This window comes from Pseudomonas sp. LBUM1655 (genome assembly GCF_059716085.1).
This window is the reverse complement of record NZ_CP166801.1, coordinates 2,840,228-2,855,177: the sequence shown is the minus strand read 5'-3', so window position 1 is coordinate 2,855,177 and position 14,950 is coordinate 2,840,228. Positions and strand designations below refer to the sequence as shown.

The window sequence follows — 14,950 nt, the reverse complement described above, 5'->3', positions numbered from 1 at the left end:
TTCAGTGGCGAACACGGCCGAGGACGTTGTCATCGTCCCGGCCAATACTGTCCCGATCAGTAAGTGTTGCAATCCCATGGCATTCACCCCTGACGCAGGCCGGGATTGAGTGCGATATGTTTGTACTCGATGAAATCGTCCATCGCCGCCACACCGTTGAGCCGTCCCTGCCCCGATTGCTTGAAACCACCCTCTTCGAACTCGTCGAACACCATAGCCCAATCGTTGACCCAGACAGTGCCGGCCTCCAACTCGCGTGCTACTCGTAGCGAGCGATCGACATCGCGGGTCCACACGCTGGCCGCCAGGCCAAACTCACTGTTGTTGGCCAGTTCGATCGCCTCGGCCTCACTGTCGAAAACCTGCAAGGTCAGTACCGGGCCAAAGGTTTCACGCTGGACGATGGCCATGTCGGCATCACTGACGCGCAACAGCGTTGGCCGATAAAACGCGCCTTTGGCCAAAGGTCCCTGCGTGATAGGACCGCCGCGCACGATGACTTGCGCACCGGCAGCAATCGCCTCATCGACCACTTGGTTGACGCGCTGCACGTTAGCTTTGTCGATCAATGGACCCATTTCGCTGGCGGGATCCGCCGCAGGCCCTACGCGCACAGCCTCAAGGCGTGCTGCCAGGCGCTCAATCAGCGCGGCGGCGATATCGCGCTGAACCAATAACCGCGAACCCGTCATGCAGAATTGACCGGCAAACACCGTCAGGGCTTTGATTAACACCGGCACCGCCATATCAAGGTCGGCGTCGTTGAACACCAGCATCGGGGTCTTGCCACCCAGTTCAAGGCCAAAGCGTTTGAGGTGTTGGGCACCCGCCGCACTGATCGCACGCCCCGTGGTTGTGCTGCCGGTAAAACTGATGACCGGGACCTTTGGTGACTCGACCAGATGGATCGAACCGGCCGCCCCCAACTCGCTGAACAGATTGATGACACCCTTGGGCAGCGACGGCGCCTGGCTCATGATCCACGCGACCAGCGCGTTGGTCTGGGCAGTTTGCCCGGGCACTTTGATCACCGTCGTGCAACCTGCAGCCAACGCCGGGGCCAATGATCGAATCATCAATACCACCGGTGAATTCCACGGCACGATGATCCCCGCAACACCGACGGGCTGGCGCAGCACCAGGGAAATCCTCCCCGGCTTCGGCTCGGCCGCCCGGCCATACTCGGCGCGCACCAATGCGGCGTAGTAACGCAGTTTGGAAGGCACCATGCTCACTTCAAACTCGGCTTCGGGGCGGATCTTGCCGTTCTCCAGCGCCAGTGTGTCGATCAGTTGCCCGGCGTTGCGTTCAAACGCGTCCGCCAGCTCCAGCAGAACCTTGGCGCGCAGGGTGCGATCGTCTTTCCAGGGCGACTCGACGAACGCACGCCGGGCCGCCTCGACGGCTAGTTGTGCTTCTAGCAGACCGCCCTCGGCGTAACGGCCGATCAGCTCATAGGTTGCAGGGTCGATGGAATCGTTGTGAACACCGGAATCGAGCCACAGGCCGTCAATCCAGTTCAAAACCATAGTGTTGTTCATAGAGGCAGCGTCCTGAAGGTTAGGCGTAGAGGCCGGCAATTTTCTCGGCGGTGGCAATCACGGTGAGGTTGGTGGCTACCGACGGCACATCAGGAAAAATCGACGCATCGACAATGCGCAGTCCCTGCACACCGAGTACCCGCGCCTGCAAGTCGACCACTGCACGTGCATCACCCGGGCGCCCCATCGGCGCGGTTGACGTCGGATGGTGATAGGTGTCCAGACTGGCCCTGACGCTGGCCAGTAATGCTTCGTCGGACTCGCTGTCCGCGCCCGGATTAAGCTCGCTGTGGATCAAGGTGTTCAGCGGCGCCGTTGCTCCGATCTTGCGGGCCAGGCGAATACCGTCCAGCAAGCGTTGGCGATCCTCAGGCACGGCGAGGAAATTCAGGTCGATGTTTGGTGCCACCAGCGGATCGCGGCTGGCCAGCGTGACGCTGCCGCGCGATTGCGGTCGGGTGAGTGCGACCGCGAGTACGAAGCCCACGTTTGTAGGGCTTTGATCGTGAGGAAACAGGTGCGTAGCAGTGATGTGCAGATCAAGATCCCCCTTCTCGGCACTGCGGCTGTGGGTCCACAACTTGGCACCGATCACCGGCGATTGCCGACCGATCAGCTCTGCGCGGGCGGCATAGGCGTTGTAGTAGAACGGGTGATCCATCAGGCTTTGGCCCACCGGCAAATCCGCGACCAGGGGAATCTGCAGCGCGTGCAGATCCTCGGCCGGGCCGATGCCGGAGCGCAGCAGAATCGCCGCACTGCCATAGCTGCCCGCGCAAAGAATCACCTCGCGGGCCAGCAACTGCGAGCCATCGCTCAACTGCACACCGATGGCTTGCTGACCCTCGAAGAGGACTTTGTCCACCAGACTGTCCGCGCGGATCTGCAGGTTGCTGCGGGCACGCACCTGCTCCGTGAGATAAGCCATACCGGTGTTGATGCGCACGCCATCGACGATATTCATCGGGTACGGACCGACGCCATTGGCATCAGCGCCGTCAAAGTCATCGATGATCTTGTAGCCGTAAGCGAACGTGGCCTGAATAAACGCCCGCTGCATCGGCGTGACGTCCAGGTTGTTCAGTTGATGAACCGGCAGCGGTCCCTCACTACCATGCAAATCGCTGGCACCCCGGCTGTGGCTTTCCAGTTTTTTGAAGGCGGGCAACAAGTCTTCATAGCTCCACCCTGGCAGATCCCAGCGCTCGAAATCGCTGGCACGGGCACGGATGGCCACGGCGCCATTGATCGCCGAACTGCCCCCCAGCACCTTGCCGCGCAAGGCGCTGATGGGATGTTCGATGTAGCCGGGGCGAGTCTTGTAACCCCACTCGAACTGCGCACTGCCGTTGGCCCCGACAATGTCGCTGCTGGCCACAACGTCGGGGTATTCGCTCGGTACGAAGCTGTGGCCCGCCTCCAGCAACAAAACCTGGCGCTGCGTGTTCTCACTGAGCCGACGCGCCATTACTGCGCCAGCCGAGCCGCCGCCGACAATAAGCACGTCAACTGTATCAAGGGTGTTCTTCATGCATGTCTTCCCTGTCAGGCGCTCGAGATGGCGCCTTTCAGGGAAAGCATAGGGAACGGCAAGAGGCCTCATAAGCAGGCAAAAAACGAATCAGGGTTTCGTGAATTGCGAACGACTCAGCCCGCTTGTCGTGCATGCGCGGCAAGCATTTGCTCCCACTCCGGCGGACTACCGATCTGTTCCGCGAGAAAACTCGCCAGTGCCTGTAGCTTGGGCGACGCGCGCTGCGATTGTCGGTACACCGTCGAGATATTGCCGCCACGTGGCGCGTAAGGCGCCAACACCTCTTGCAACTCGCCGGCGACAATCGATTGTGCAGCCAGAAACGTGGGCAGAATCGCCAGGCCCATGCCGGCTTTGGCCGCTTCCATGAGTTGATGAGCATTGTTGGTACGCAGGCGGCAACGCACGCGAAACGACTCAAGCGTGTTGTTCACGGGCAAGGTCCACATGCCATGCGGCTCGCGGTTCACATACAGCATCGCGAAATGTCGAGACAGTTCCTGAGGGGTTTGCGGCGTGCCATGCGCTGCCAGATAGTCGGGGCTGGCACAGATTATGTGGCGATTGGGCGTGATGGTTTTCGCCACCAGCGAGGAGTCTGGCAACTCACCGATGCGAATGGCCGCGTCGAAGCGCTCTTCGTGCAGATTAACGTGGCGGTCGTCAAATTCGACGTCAAGTTGCAACTGCGGATAGCGAACGGCAAACGACGACAGAATGGGCGTCAGATAGCGAATACTGAACGCCATGGGTGCGGCCAGTCGCAAGCTTCCGTGCAAACTCGACTGGAACGCCAGAACCGCGTCTTCAGCATCATCGACCTCCGACAGGATGCGCACGCAATAGCGGTAGAACACCTCGCCCGACTCAGTCAGGCGTGCGTGCCGTCCGCGTTCCAGCAAAATACTGCCCAGACGTTTTTCCAGTTGCTGCAGCCGCTGGCTGACCATTGATTTAGCCGTGCCCAGGCGCCGGGCGGCTTCGGAAATACTGCCGGTGTCGACCACCGTCACAAAAGAATGCATCTCACAGAGTTTGTTCAAGTTATAGATCCAGAGAGACAGAAAAAACCTGCGCAACCGGTGCGCAGGCCTCCATGACGGTTCAGGCTGATGCACGATATTGTTTGAGGGTATCGGACAACTTTTCCGCCATCATGATGACGGTCGGATTGAGGTTGATCAGCGGGATCTCCGGGAATATTGACGCATCAATGACGCGCAACCCCGCTACCCCGTAAACCCGGCCCTGTTCATCAACCACCGCGTCGGGGTCATCCGGCAAACCCATCGGCGCGGTTGAACACGGATGCTGCAACGTGCCCACACCAGTCGCCAGTGCACGGCGAATTTGCTCGTCGCTGTTGTCCACCGACGGGCCGGGATACAACTCTTCCACGATCAGGCTTTTTAGCGGCTCGGTCCGGGCCAGTTGCCGGGCCAGGCGAAAACACTCGACCATGCGGTTCATGTCCTCCTCAGTGGTCAGGTGGTTGAGCTCAATGATCGGCGCCACATTCGGGTCGCGACTGTTCAGGCGAATACGGCCGTGGGAGGTGCAGTGCATCAGTTCCAGCCCCAGCGAAAAAGCAACGCCGGTCGGGCTGCTGGCAGGGTCAAGCAAGTGCGAGGGTGAAATACCAATGTCGAGTTCTTTGTCGGAGCCGGCAAAGCAAGAGTGGGTCCACAGTTGCGCGCCGATCACTGGATGATCCTGACCTTTCAACGATGACTGGCCACTGAAGTTCATCCAGTAAAAAGCGTGATCCAGCAATCGCATGCCCACCGGGGCGTCCTTGACCACCGAAATCTCCAACTTTTGCAAATCGGCACGGGGCCCGATCCCTGACCGCAGCAGGATGGCCGCCGAGCCGTAAGCACCCGCGCTTAGAATCACCTCCTGGCCGTGGACATGCTGCCCGTCAGCCAATTTCACCGACTGAACCTTGCCGTGGTTGATCTCGATTTTATCGACCAGTGTTTCATCCAGAATGTGCAGGTTCTCACGGGCGCGCACTTCACGGGTGAGGTACGCCATGCCGGTATTGACCCGGACACCATTGATCACGTTCATCGGGTTGGGACCCGCGCCGTTGTTGGCCAAGGGGTTATTGAAATCATCCACTTTGTTAGCGCCACAGGCCCATGCGGCCTCAAGCATCGCGCGCTGTACCGGGGTGATATAGTCCAGGGACATCTGGTGAATAGGCAACGGCCCACTACGACCATGCCATCTATCGTCGCCGTGGGGCGCGCGCTCCATCTTTTTGTAGTACGGCAGCACCTCGTCAAAGCTCCAACCCTTCAGACCTTTGGCGGTAAAACGGGCGAAGTCGAAAGGCAACGCTCGACAAGCGACCGCGCCGTTGATCGCCGAACTACCGCCGAGCAGTTTGCCCCGTGGTGCATAAACGGCCTGCGGCTGCTCGATCGGTGTCGCGAAATAGCCCCATTCATAGCGGGCATCGCCATTGGCGGCGATGACGTTGCTGCTGTAGCTTTGTTCCGGGTACTCATCCGGCGCAAACGCCCGCCCCGCCTCGACCAACAGCACATTACACTGGCGGTCTTCCGACAGCCGCGCCGCCAACACGGCGCCGGCAGAACCGCCGCCCAGAATCACGAAGTCGAAAACCTTTTCATCGATCGTCATTTAACGTCCATTTTCTACGGGTGACTTGAGTGGATACCGCTTGCCGGCCACGCCGAGGCGGTCGTTCAACGGCCGCAATCTAAAGCCCCCGTTGCCAGGCGCGGTAGTCGCAAAAAACGGGCTGCTGATTCCCATACAAGGAACGATCAGCCTTGTATAGTTGGCGCCTTCTGACTGAATGGATTTCGACCGTGCTGGATCTCAATGACCTTCAGTACTTCGTTATGGTGGTGGACCACGGCGGTTTCGCGCCCACCGCACGTGCGCTGGGTATTCCTAAATCCAACCTGAGCCGGCGCATCGCGCAGCTCGAAGAACGGCTTGGTGTGCGTCTGATCATCCGTAACACCCGAAACTTCTCGGTGACGGAACTGGGGCAGACCTATTACGACCGTTGCCGCGCAATGCTCAAGGAAGCCGAAGCCGCAGAAGCAGCGATTGCCATGACCCACACCGAGCCGGGTGGCGTGCTGCGTGTCACCTGTCCGACGGTGCTGCTGGAGGAATGTGTTGGCGCGATCATTACGCGGTTCATGGCCATGTACCCACGCATGGAAGTGCACCTGGAAGCCAGTGATCGCCAGGTCGATGTGGTTGCCGAGGGTATTGATCTGGCATTGAGGGTTCGTCCCCTGCCACTTCAGGACTCCAATCTGGTAAGCCGCGTCATGTCGCAACGGCCGCAATGCCTGGTCGCCAGTCCAACGCTTTTGAACCGCTTGGGCACACCAGACGGACCAGAAGATCTAGCGCGCTTTCCCAGCGTTCATCACGGCAGTCCACAGCGAGACTACAACTGGACGCTGTTCCATGACGATGGCTCGGAATTCACCCTGCAACATCGACCACAGCTCATTACCAAAGGCCTGCCGATGTTGCGCTGCGCGGCTATCGACAGCATCGGCGTCGCACAAATGCCAATGTCACTGGTACACGACTACATCGAGCGCGGGGAACTGGCCGTGGTTTTGCCGGACTGGGCACCCAGAACAGAAATGATTCACGCCGTATTTGCGACAAGGCAAGGGATGCTGCCTTCAACACGGTTACTGCTGGATTTCATGCTTGAGCAGTTTCGTCTCTTAGATGATCCGATGCGAGGCATGAAAAAAATGCCCACTGCTTGAAGGGCTGATTGTGAATAGGAGTCGCTATGACCGCACCCGGGAACTCGGCTGCGCCACCAGCCCGCCGTCAACATAGACCTGTTGCACACCCTGTTGCGCCAGTTCTCCCATCAATTGTTCGGGAGTGAGATTCGAAAATCGCACCCTCCCCTGCAACGTCTCGGGAACTTGGGGATTGGACAGATTGGGCCATTGGTCTCGCGCAAAGTTTATATGCCGTTAATTCACTGCCCCTGAAAAAGATCGAACGCTCGCCGCGGCCCCTCCTCCAATGTTTACACCCACGGAGGTCAACGATATGAACAGCAACGACAACAAACCCCCGAACGCCCCGCCTACCGATACGTCCGGCAGACCAGTGAATGTGGTAGAGCGAGATCTTGAGGACAGGGACGATGACACCAAGACGGTGGATGATATCGTCACGCCATCGTCGACTCCTGTCAAAGAGCAGGATGCCGAGGAGTTGCAGCGCAAGATCGATGAGATTGAGCGCAAGGTGGCGGATGGGAATTGAGGTTCGCGGACTCAATTGGATTTCCCCCCTCACCCCAGTCCAAGACTCCAGCCTGCACAGCCGATGAAAAACAAATGGGTATCTCCGTTTTCCAATATAGGAGCTGCCGCAGGCTGCGATCTTTGTTTTTCAAGATCAAAAGATCGCAGCCTGCGGCAGCTCCTATAGAGGTCGTGTCCCGGTGCTGGGGGTTATTTTTTGCGGGTATCCAAAAATCCGCGTGACGCTCCATTGGCTGAGCCGCTCAACCAGAAAATCTCCTACTGTCGTCGTCATCTTGTTCCTCGTCCTTCACCGGTGCATGAAGCATTCCCGGCAGCGCATCCGCCGGGAGGTGTAAGGGTCTGGACAGTTGGGCTGACGGCGAAGTTTCGATTGATTGTCCGGGAACAGGTCAGCGCGGGAGGTGCGGATGCACAGTCAACGCCACCAGTTTGATCACGATGGGCCGCACGACGAGGATGCACAGGAATGCCACCGGCATCGCCAGCTTATAGGCATGCAACGTATTACTCAGGTAGTTGTTATCAATGCCGGAGTTGGAGGCCGTGATCACCAACGACATGAGGAACGCCATGATTGTCGCCATATACAACGCGAACACATAGGGTGTCGCACGCGCTGACAGCTTGCGCCGGTTGACGTACAAGGCATCGGAGCTCGTTCTTTGATTCATATGGCTTTTCCATCCATTGACAGGGAGCGGGCACCTTAGCAAAGCCGATTGCCCTCAACTAGACGGCTACCCGTAGGTGCTTTATAAAGCAGAACTTACGAATCAACCCCTATTGCGCAGGCCATGGATGAATCTGTTAGCGGCAATTGCCAGTTTTATCAAAGTGGTGGAATCGGGCTCCATCGTCGGTGCCGCGAAAACTCTGGGCGTCAGTGCGGCAGCGGTGAGTCAGACCCTCAATCGTCTGGAGGCGCACCTCGGCGTGCGTCTTCTGCAACGCACGACGCGAAGCATGGCGCTGACGGAGAACGGCGCGATGTACTACGACAAGGTCAAGCGCATCGCGGCTGATCTGGAATCGGCGCAAAGCTCGATCAGCGATGAAGAAACCGAACTGCAAGGCAGACTGAGTATCGCTTCCACCGCTGCGTTTGGACGCCATGTGCTGGCACCTCTGATCGCCGGCTTCGCCGCACAACACCCGCGTCTGCTCATTGAATTGTCGACAACGGACGGCAAGATCAACCACATCCAGGACGGCATCGATCTGAGCCTGCGGATCAAACCGCAACTGGAAGATGGCATCGTTGCGCGCAAGATCGTCTCCTTGCCCTTCATCTTCTGCGCAGCCCCTGCTTATCTGGAGCGCGCCGGCTTGCCGCAATCGCCGGACGATCTGCAAAACCACGCGTGCCTGGCGTTTCGTTACCCGCTGGACGGGCGCTTTTTGCGCTGGAGTTTTCTGCGTGACGGCCAGCGTTACGACGCGAGCATCAATGCCACCGCCATCAGTGACGACATCGACGCGCTGGCGCAGATGGCAATCAGCGGCGCGGGGATTACTCGGCTGGCAGAATTCGTCGCTGCACCTTATCTGGCAAGCGGCCAACTGCTGCCGCTGTTCGAACAGCGCGATAACGCAACACACGCGGTGGTCGAGCCGATGGAGATTTACGCCTGTGTGCAGGAGCGTGCGGCGATGACCGGCAAGGCCAAGGCCTTCATGGATTATTTGACGGAGCATTTGAACGTACGCTGGCCGATAGAGGAAATTGTCGCCGGGGCGCTCGAAGACACTCGCTGAAACGCTCGGGTTGAGGCAAAGTCCACCTCGCCAATCGGCCCCATCACGGAAGATAAAAACAATGAAAAAAGCCCTCGGTTCTCTGCTGCTCATTTGCCTGAGCACCAGCGCATTCGCTGACGAAAACCCGATCGGTTTCCAGAGCCTCAAGTTGCCGGACGCGAACAATGAACGCCCGCTGGAAATGGTCGTCTGGTACCCCGCCGGTGCAAGCACTGCCACACCAAAACTGATCGCCGACAATCCGGCGTTTGTCGGTGTCCTGGCTGTCGACAATGCACCACCCGTCAGCGGCGAGCATCCATTGCTGGTGCTCTCCCACGGTTACCGCGGCAATTGGGGCAATCAGGCGTGGCTGGCCAGTGCACTGGCGCATCAGGGTTACATCGTCGCGGCGGTCAATCATCCCGGCAGTACCACCCATGACCGCAGCCCTGAAGCGGCGGCGCAGTTATGGCAGCGCCCCGTGGACATCAGCCGAGCCATCGATGCGGTGACGGCTCAACCGGAAAAGTTCGGCACAGTCGCGCAGCGTCGTATTGCCGTCGCAGGCCATTCACTGGGCGGCTGGACCGGCCTGGAAATCGCCGGCGCTCGTTTCGACACAGAGCTTTATGCACGAGAATGCAAAGTCCATTCGCAACTGGCCAGTTGCTCGGTTTACCAACAGATGAATCCCGCCAGCAACCCGGCATCGAAGGCTCGACTGGCCGCCGATTTACGCGATAAGCGCGTGACGGCCGTGGTTTCGCTGGATCTGGGCCTGTCACGCGGCTTCACCGATGACAGCCTCGCGGCGCTGCAAGTGCCGGTGTTGGTGATTGCCGCAGGCGTGCCGTCCCAAGACTTACCCGCCGAGTTGGAATCCGCCGACCTGGCCAAGCGTCTGCCGAAAACCTCCAGCCAGTATGTCGAGATCAGCGACGCCAGCCATTTCAGTTTTGTGGCGCTGTGCAAACCCGACGCGATCGCAATGCTCGAAGAAGACGCCCCCGGTGACGGCATCATCTGCACCGATGGCGACGGCGGACGTCCACGCCCGGTGATCCAGGCGCAGACGATTGCGCTGATTACCGAGTTTTTGGACAGGTCTGCCGGCAACGTGAAATAACCGGACTTCACTGGCACCCGCCAACATTTTTCCATACGGTATCTATCTCACTCCATCTCAGCCAGCAATCGACGAGGCCAATTTCATGAGTAAAGCGCCCTACGTTCCGCCCAAGGTCTGGAAAAACGAAGCGCCGTCCGGCGGCCAGTTCGCCAGCATCAACCGCCCGATTGCCGGGCCGACGCATGAGAAAACGCTGCCAGTCGGCAAGCACCCGTTGCAGCTCTATTCGCTGGCCACCCCCAATGGCGTGAAGGTGACCATCCTGCTTGAGGAGTTGCTGGCGCTGGGGCATACCGCCGCCGAATACGACGCATGGCTGATCCGCATTGGCGAGGGCGATCAGTTCTCCAGCGGTTTTGTCGATATCAATCCGAACTCGAAAATTCCCGCGCTGCTCGACCACAGCGTCGAGCCACCGGTTCGTGTCTTCGAGTCGGGTTCGATCCTGCTTTATCTCGCGGAGAAGTTCGGCGCCTTCCTGCCCAAGGATCCGGCTGGACGCACCGAAACCCTCAACTGGCTGTTCTGGCAGATGGGCTCGGCGCCTTATCTGGGCGGGGGGTTTGGGCACTTCTATGCCTATGCACCAGAGAAAATGGAATACCCCATCAATCGCTTCACCATGGAAACCAAGCGACAACTGGATGTGCTCAATCGGCGCCTCGCCGAAAGCCCTTACCTTGCCGGTGACAGCTACACCATTGCCGACATTGCGGTCTGGTCGTGGTATGGCCAACTGGTGCGCAACAATGTGTATTCGGCGGCAGAGTTCCTTTCGGCGCAGGAGTACACCCATGTACAGCGCTGGGCAGAGGAGATAGCCAATCGGCCTGCGGTCGTTCGCGGGTTGCGCGTCAATCGGACATGGGGCGATGAGGCGACTCAGGTGCCTGAACGTCATCAGGCCGATGACCTGAACGCCCCTCTCTCCCACTCGTAACGCCATCTCAATAGCAGCGCCATTTCAGGCGCTGCGTTGACCCTCGATCCAGACCTCCCCAGCCTGCCAACACCCGCCGACCGCTCTAGCTCGGTGGACTTCCCGATGTTGCGCACCCGCGCAGATGTGAAAATCTTGTTAACTATCTGAGCCGTACAGCTTTCTTCGAGCGGAACCATCTGACACACTAATGCGAATAATTCCTACAAGCACTTGCACTGGATTCGTTTTCGTATCATTTGGGGAAGCAGATTGATGTCGTTTCACACCATTCACCGCCGCTCGAATCTTTCACCTAACCTGTTGGCACTGGCTATGTGCGCAGCCAGCATCGCGTCTGCCATGGCTGACGAGGCTGCGACATCCACGCCTGAAAACGCCGTTGCACCGACGACGCTGGAACTCGGCGCGACCGAAATCGGCGCCACGCAGATGAGCAGCATCACTGAGGGTTCGCAGTCCTACACCACCGGCCCGATGCAGACCGCGACCAAGCTGTCGCTGACCCTGCGCGAAACGCCTCAGGCAGTGACCGTCATCACCCGCCAGCGCATGGACGATCAGGCCATGACCAGCATCAACGATGTGGTGCGGGCAACGCCGGGGTTATTCCTCAGTCAGGCCGGCGGTCCGGGCCGACAGACCTACAAGTCTCGCGGTTTCGACATCGATAACATCATGTACGACGGCCTGCCGAGTTCTTATTCGCCGTACACGATGGCGGTGCAACCGAACCTGGCAATGTTCGACCGGGTTGAAATCGTGCGCGGTGCGACCGGTCTCGTCACCGGTGCCGGCAACCCGTCTGCCGCGATCAACATGGTGCGCAAACGCCCGACATTCACGCCGCAAGTGACGCTGACCGGCGCAGCGGGCAGTTGGGATGATTACCGCGGCGAGATCGACGCCTCCGGCCCACTGAACGAAAGCGGCACGTTGCGTGGCCGTGTTGTGGGTTCCTATCAGGGCGCCGACAGCTTCCGCGACAAAGAAGAAAACGATCACGGTTTGTTCTATGCCATCGGTGAAGCCGACCTGAGCGACAGCACCACCGCGACCCTGGGTTTCTCCCGTCAGAACGAACAGACCAACTATTTCTGGGGCGGCTTGCCGATCGGCACCAACGGTCACCACCTCGATCTGCCCCGCTCCACCTACGGTGGCTCCGATTGGGAGAACAAGAAGCTGCAGATCGACACGGTCTTCGGTGAAGTCGAACACCGCTTCGACAACGACTGGAAACTCCACGTAGCCGGTTCGTCCTCGACACTGAACGGCGAATTCTCAGGCACTTACCTGTCGCGTTACGCCGGCCCTCTGGAAACCACGGCTTACCAATCGCACAACACCGACAAGCAGACCGCTTTCGATGCGTTCGCCAGCGGCCCGTTCGAAGCCTTCGGCCGCACCCACGAACTGGTCGTGGGTGCCAGCAACCGTGTCTACGATGCGACCTCCAAGGAATACGATCCCTACACCACCGCGTGGCCAATCGGGGCGCCGAAACCCGATTTTGTGCGTGACGGCAAAACCCGCAACGTCACCACACAAGATGCCGTTTACCTGACCACCCGCCTGAGTCTGGCCGATCCGCTGACGCTGATCCTCGGCAGCCGCCTGGACTGGTACGACAACGATGACCGCACTGGCGATGGCGACTACAAAGTCACCCGCAACCTGACGCGATATGCCGGCCTGATCTACAAACTCGACGACCACTACTCCGTTTACGCCAGCTACACCGACATCTTCACGCCGCAAACCCAGAAAGATATCTCCGGCAAGCTGCTGGAGCCGATCGTGGGTGAAAACTACGAGGTCGGCATCAAGGGCGAATATTTCAACGGTGCACTTAACGCCAGCCTGGCCGTGTTCCAGATGGATCAGACCAACCGCTCAACCCTCTCGGAAAATCAGTTGGGTTGCCCGGTCATGACCTGCTACAGCGCATCTGGCAAAGTCCGCAGCCAAGGCATTGATCTTGAACTGCAAGGCGCACTCACGGAAAACTGGCAGGTGGGCGCCGGCTACACCTACACCCGCGCCCACTACATCAAGGACGCAGACCCAGCTAACAATAATCAGCGTTTCGAAACCGACACGCCTGAGCACTTGTTCAAAGTCTCCACCCTGTACCGCCTCCAGGGGCCACTGGAAAAATTCCGCGTCGGTGGCAACGTCTACTGGCAAAGCCGCATGTACAACGACATCGCGCTGACCAATGGCAGCTATCGCCTTGAACAGGGCAGTTACGCGATTACCGACTTGATGGCTGGCTACGAAGTCAATAAACACCTGGATCTGCAGGTCAACGCGAACAACATCTTCGATCGTGTCTACTACTCCGCCATCGGCACCGACGTCACGTGGGGCTCTACCGAAAACTACGGCAATCCGCGCAGTTACATGCTGACCGCCAAATACAAGTTCTGAGTGGTTTAACACCCTCGGCACAGCCGCAAAGGGCGCCCGGGAAATCCGCGGCACCCTTTTTTGCCTCACCAATTAGTCATGTTCGGCAATTAGAGATAGTCTCTGAGCGAGATCATTTCGAAGTGCCGCCCCATGCCCCCTCCAGAATTTGCCGCAGACATCGACGCCATCCGCAGCATTGACGCGGTGCCCGTGATCCTGAGCATGGTCAAACACCTCACTGGCATGCGCTTCGCTGCGGTTGCTCGCGTCACCGATAAGAACTGGGTCGCGTGCGCAGTCGACGACTCGATCGATTTCGGACTCAAGCCTGGCGGCGAGCTGGTCCTCGAATCGACCATCTGTCACGAGATCCGGCAACACCAACAGCCGGTGATTTTTGGCCATGCCAGTGCCCACCCGGTGTTTTCACAGCATCACACGCCAAAAACCTATGGACTGGAGAGCTATATTTCCATTCCGATAGTGAAAGCCAACGGTGATTTTTTCGGCACGCTTTGCGCCATCGACTCGGTCCCGGCGAATATTGAAGAACCCGCCATCGCCAAGACGCTCACGCTCTTTGCCCAACTGATTGCCATGAGTCTCGACACTCAAAGCCATCTTCAAGCCACCAAAACCGCTCTGGACACGGCCAATGAGCTTGGCCGGCTGCGCGAGCAATTCATCGCGGTACTGGGGCATGACCTGCGCACGCCACTGAGCGCCATTCGCATGAGCGCCGATCTGCTGGAAAGCAAAACCGAAGACAAGCGTTCGCTCAATTTGCTTGCGGCGATCCGCCACAGCTCTGTGCGCATGGGCGTGCTGATCGAGAACATCCTCGACTTTGCCCGGGGACGGCTGGGCGGCGGGATTCCGGTGCAACGAAAGTTAGTGGACGACTTGCAGAAGACGTTGCTGCTGACACTCGAAGAAGTCCAGGCTTCCCATCCGCAGGCAACGTTCGTGCATGCGCTGGACATACCGGCAGGTGTCTATTGCGATACTTTGCGCATCAGCCAATTGCTCTCCAATTTACTGGGGAACGCGGTCACTCATGGGTCAACCGGCACACCGATCATCCTCAACGCCTGTTCCGAGAACAACGAGATTGTCATCTCGCTGACCAACCAGGGCACGCCGATTCCAGCGCAGTTGATGCCACTGTTGTTCGAGCCTTTTTCCCGATCCGAAGCCGGGCAGCGCGATGAAGGGCTGGGATTGGGGCTCTATATCGCGTCGCAGATCGCGACGGCGCACAACGGCAGCCTGAGCGTCACATCAGACATCCAATCAGGAACCTGTTTTGTGGCGAGGTTCCCGGCTCAGTTCAAATGGGCCTGAACTGAC

The 14,950-nt window shown here is 58.9% G+C and carries 12 protein-coding genes; 7 read left to right on the top strand and 5 right to left on the bottom strand.

Annotated features, from left to right (window positions below):
- Window positions 1-83 precede the first annotated feature (83 nt).
- From ACA074_RS12740 to ACA074_RS12725, 4 genes are all read right to left on the bottom strand, one after another.
- Window positions 84-1,541, bottom strand: a complete 1,458-nt coding sequence (locus tag ACA074_RS12740; RefSeq protein ID WP_497617977.1) for an aldehyde dehydrogenase family protein — start codon at window positions 1,539-1,541, stop codon at window positions 84-86.
- Window positions 1,542-1,560: 19 nt separating this feature from the next.
- A complete protein-coding gene (locus tag ACA074_RS12735) occupies window positions 1,561-3,072 on the bottom strand; it encodes a GMC family oxidoreductase (RefSeq protein WP_497679161.1) in 1,512 nt (503 codons plus the stop codon).
- A 116-nt stretch (window positions 3,073-3,188) separates the two neighbouring features.
- Complete coding sequence (locus ACA074_RS12730) at window positions 3,189-4,118, bottom strand: LysR family transcriptional regulator (protein WP_497679160.1); 930 nt, start codon at window positions 4,116-4,118, stop codon at window positions 3,189-3,191.
- A 61-nt stretch (window positions 4,119-4,179) separates the two neighbouring features.
- A complete protein-coding gene (locus ACA074_RS12725) occupies window positions 4,180-5,727 on the bottom strand; it encodes a GMC family oxidoreductase (protein WP_489879752.1) in 1,548 nt (515 codons plus the stop codon).
- Between the two features lie 191 nt (window positions 5,728-5,918).
- Between ACA074_RS12725 and ACA074_RS12720 the strand changes: the two genes are divergently transcribed.
- Both ACA074_RS12720 and ACA074_RS12715 read left to right on the top strand, forming a co-directional pair.
- Window positions 5,919-6,854: a LysR substrate-binding domain-containing protein gene (locus ACA074_RS12720; protein ID WP_489879751.1), complete on the top strand. Its 936-nt coding sequence runs from the start codon at window positions 5,919-5,921 to the stop codon at window positions 6,852-6,854.
- A gap of 298 nt (window positions 6,855-7,152) precedes the next feature.
- Window positions 7,153-7,371: a hypothetical protein gene (locus ACA074_RS12715; protein ID WP_489879750.1), complete on the top strand. Its 219-nt coding sequence runs from the start codon at window positions 7,153-7,155 to the stop codon at window positions 7,369-7,371.
- Window positions 7,372-7,765: 394 nt separating this feature from the next.
- Here the strand turns inward: ACA074_RS12715 and ACA074_RS12710 are convergent, their stop codons facing one another.
- Window positions 7,766-8,047 (bottom strand): DUF2798 domain-containing protein, encoded by a 282-nt coding sequence (locus tag ACA074_RS12710; RefSeq protein WP_401264899.1) that lies wholly within the window; start codon window positions 8,045-8,047, stop codon window positions 7,766-7,768.
- A 127-nt stretch (window positions 8,048-8,174) separates the two neighbouring features.
- On the opposite strand from ACA074_RS12710, the gene ACA074_RS12705 reads away from it, so the two are divergent.
- The 5 genes from ACA074_RS12705 to ACA074_RS12685 all read left to right on the top strand — a co-directional run bounded on the left by ACA074_RS12705 (window position 8,175) and on the right by ACA074_RS12685 (window position 14,944).
- Window positions 8,175-9,131 (top strand): LysR family transcriptional regulator, encoded by a 957-nt coding sequence (locus ACA074_RS12705; RefSeq protein ID WP_497679159.1) that lies wholly within the window; start codon window positions 8,175-8,177, stop codon window positions 9,129-9,131.
- A 61-nt stretch (window positions 9,132-9,192) separates the two neighbouring features.
- Window positions 9,193-10,242 (top strand): alpha/beta hydrolase family protein, encoded by a 1,050-nt coding sequence (locus tag ACA074_RS12700; RefSeq protein WP_497679158.1) that lies wholly within the window; start codon window positions 9,193-9,195, stop codon window positions 10,240-10,242.
- Window positions 10,243-10,327: 85 nt separating this feature from the next.
- Window positions 10,328-11,185, top strand: a complete 858-nt coding sequence (gene yghU, locus ACA074_RS12695; RefSeq protein ID WP_497617970.1) for a glutathione-dependent disulfide-bond oxidoreductase — start codon at window positions 10,328-10,330, stop codon at window positions 11,183-11,185.
- Between the two features lie 255 nt (window positions 11,186-11,440).
- Window positions 11,441-13,618: a TonB-dependent siderophore receptor gene (locus ACA074_RS12690; RefSeq protein ID WP_497679157.1), complete on the top strand. Its 2,178-nt coding sequence runs from the start codon at window positions 11,441-11,443 to the stop codon at window positions 13,616-13,618.
- A 132-nt stretch (window positions 13,619-13,750) separates the two neighbouring features.
- Window positions 13,751-14,944, top strand: a complete 1,194-nt coding sequence (locus tag ACA074_RS12685; protein ID WP_497679156.1) for a GAF domain-containing sensor histidine kinase — start codon at window positions 13,751-13,753, stop codon at window positions 14,942-14,944.
- Window positions 14,945-14,950: the final 6 nt, after the last annotated feature.

Coding starts and splice junctions, on each gene's coding strand:
- ACA074_RS12690 (WP_497679157.1), top strand. CDS start 11,441: ATGTCGTTTCACACCATTCACCGCCGCTCGAATCTTTCACCTAACCTG.
- ACA074_RS12710 (WP_401264899.1), bottom strand. CDS start 8,047: ATGAATCAAAGAACGAGCTCCGATGCCTTGTACGTCAACCGGCGCAAG.
- yghU (WP_497617970.1), top strand. CDS start 10,328: ATGAGTAAAGCGCCCTACGTTCCGCCCAAGGTCTGGAAAAACGAAGCG.
- ACA074_RS12705 (WP_497679159.1), top strand. CDS start 8,175: ATGAATCTGTTAGCGGCAATTGCCAGTTTTATCAAAGTGGTGGAATCG.
- ACA074_RS12700 (WP_497679158.1), top strand. CDS start 9,193: ATGAAAAAAGCCCTCGGTTCTCTGCTGCTCATTTGCCTGAGCACCAGC.
- ACA074_RS12685 (WP_497679156.1), top strand. CDS start 13,751: ATGCCCCCTCCAGAATTTGCCGCAGACATCGACGCCATCCGCAGCATT.
- ACA074_RS12740 (WP_497617977.1), bottom strand. CDS start 1,541: ATGAACAACACTATGGTTTTGAACTGGATTGACGGCCTGTGGCTCGAT.
- ACA074_RS12735 (WP_497679161.1), bottom strand. CDS start 3,072: ATGAAGAACACCCTTGATACAGTTGACGTGCTTATTGTCGGCGGCGGC.
- ACA074_RS12725 (WP_489879752.1), bottom strand. CDS start 5,727: ATGACGATCGATGAAAAGGTTTTCGACTTCGTGATTCTGGGCGGCGGT.
- ACA074_RS12715 (WP_489879750.1), top strand. CDS start 7,153: ATGAACAGCAACGACAACAAACCCCCGAACGCCCCGCCTACCGATACG.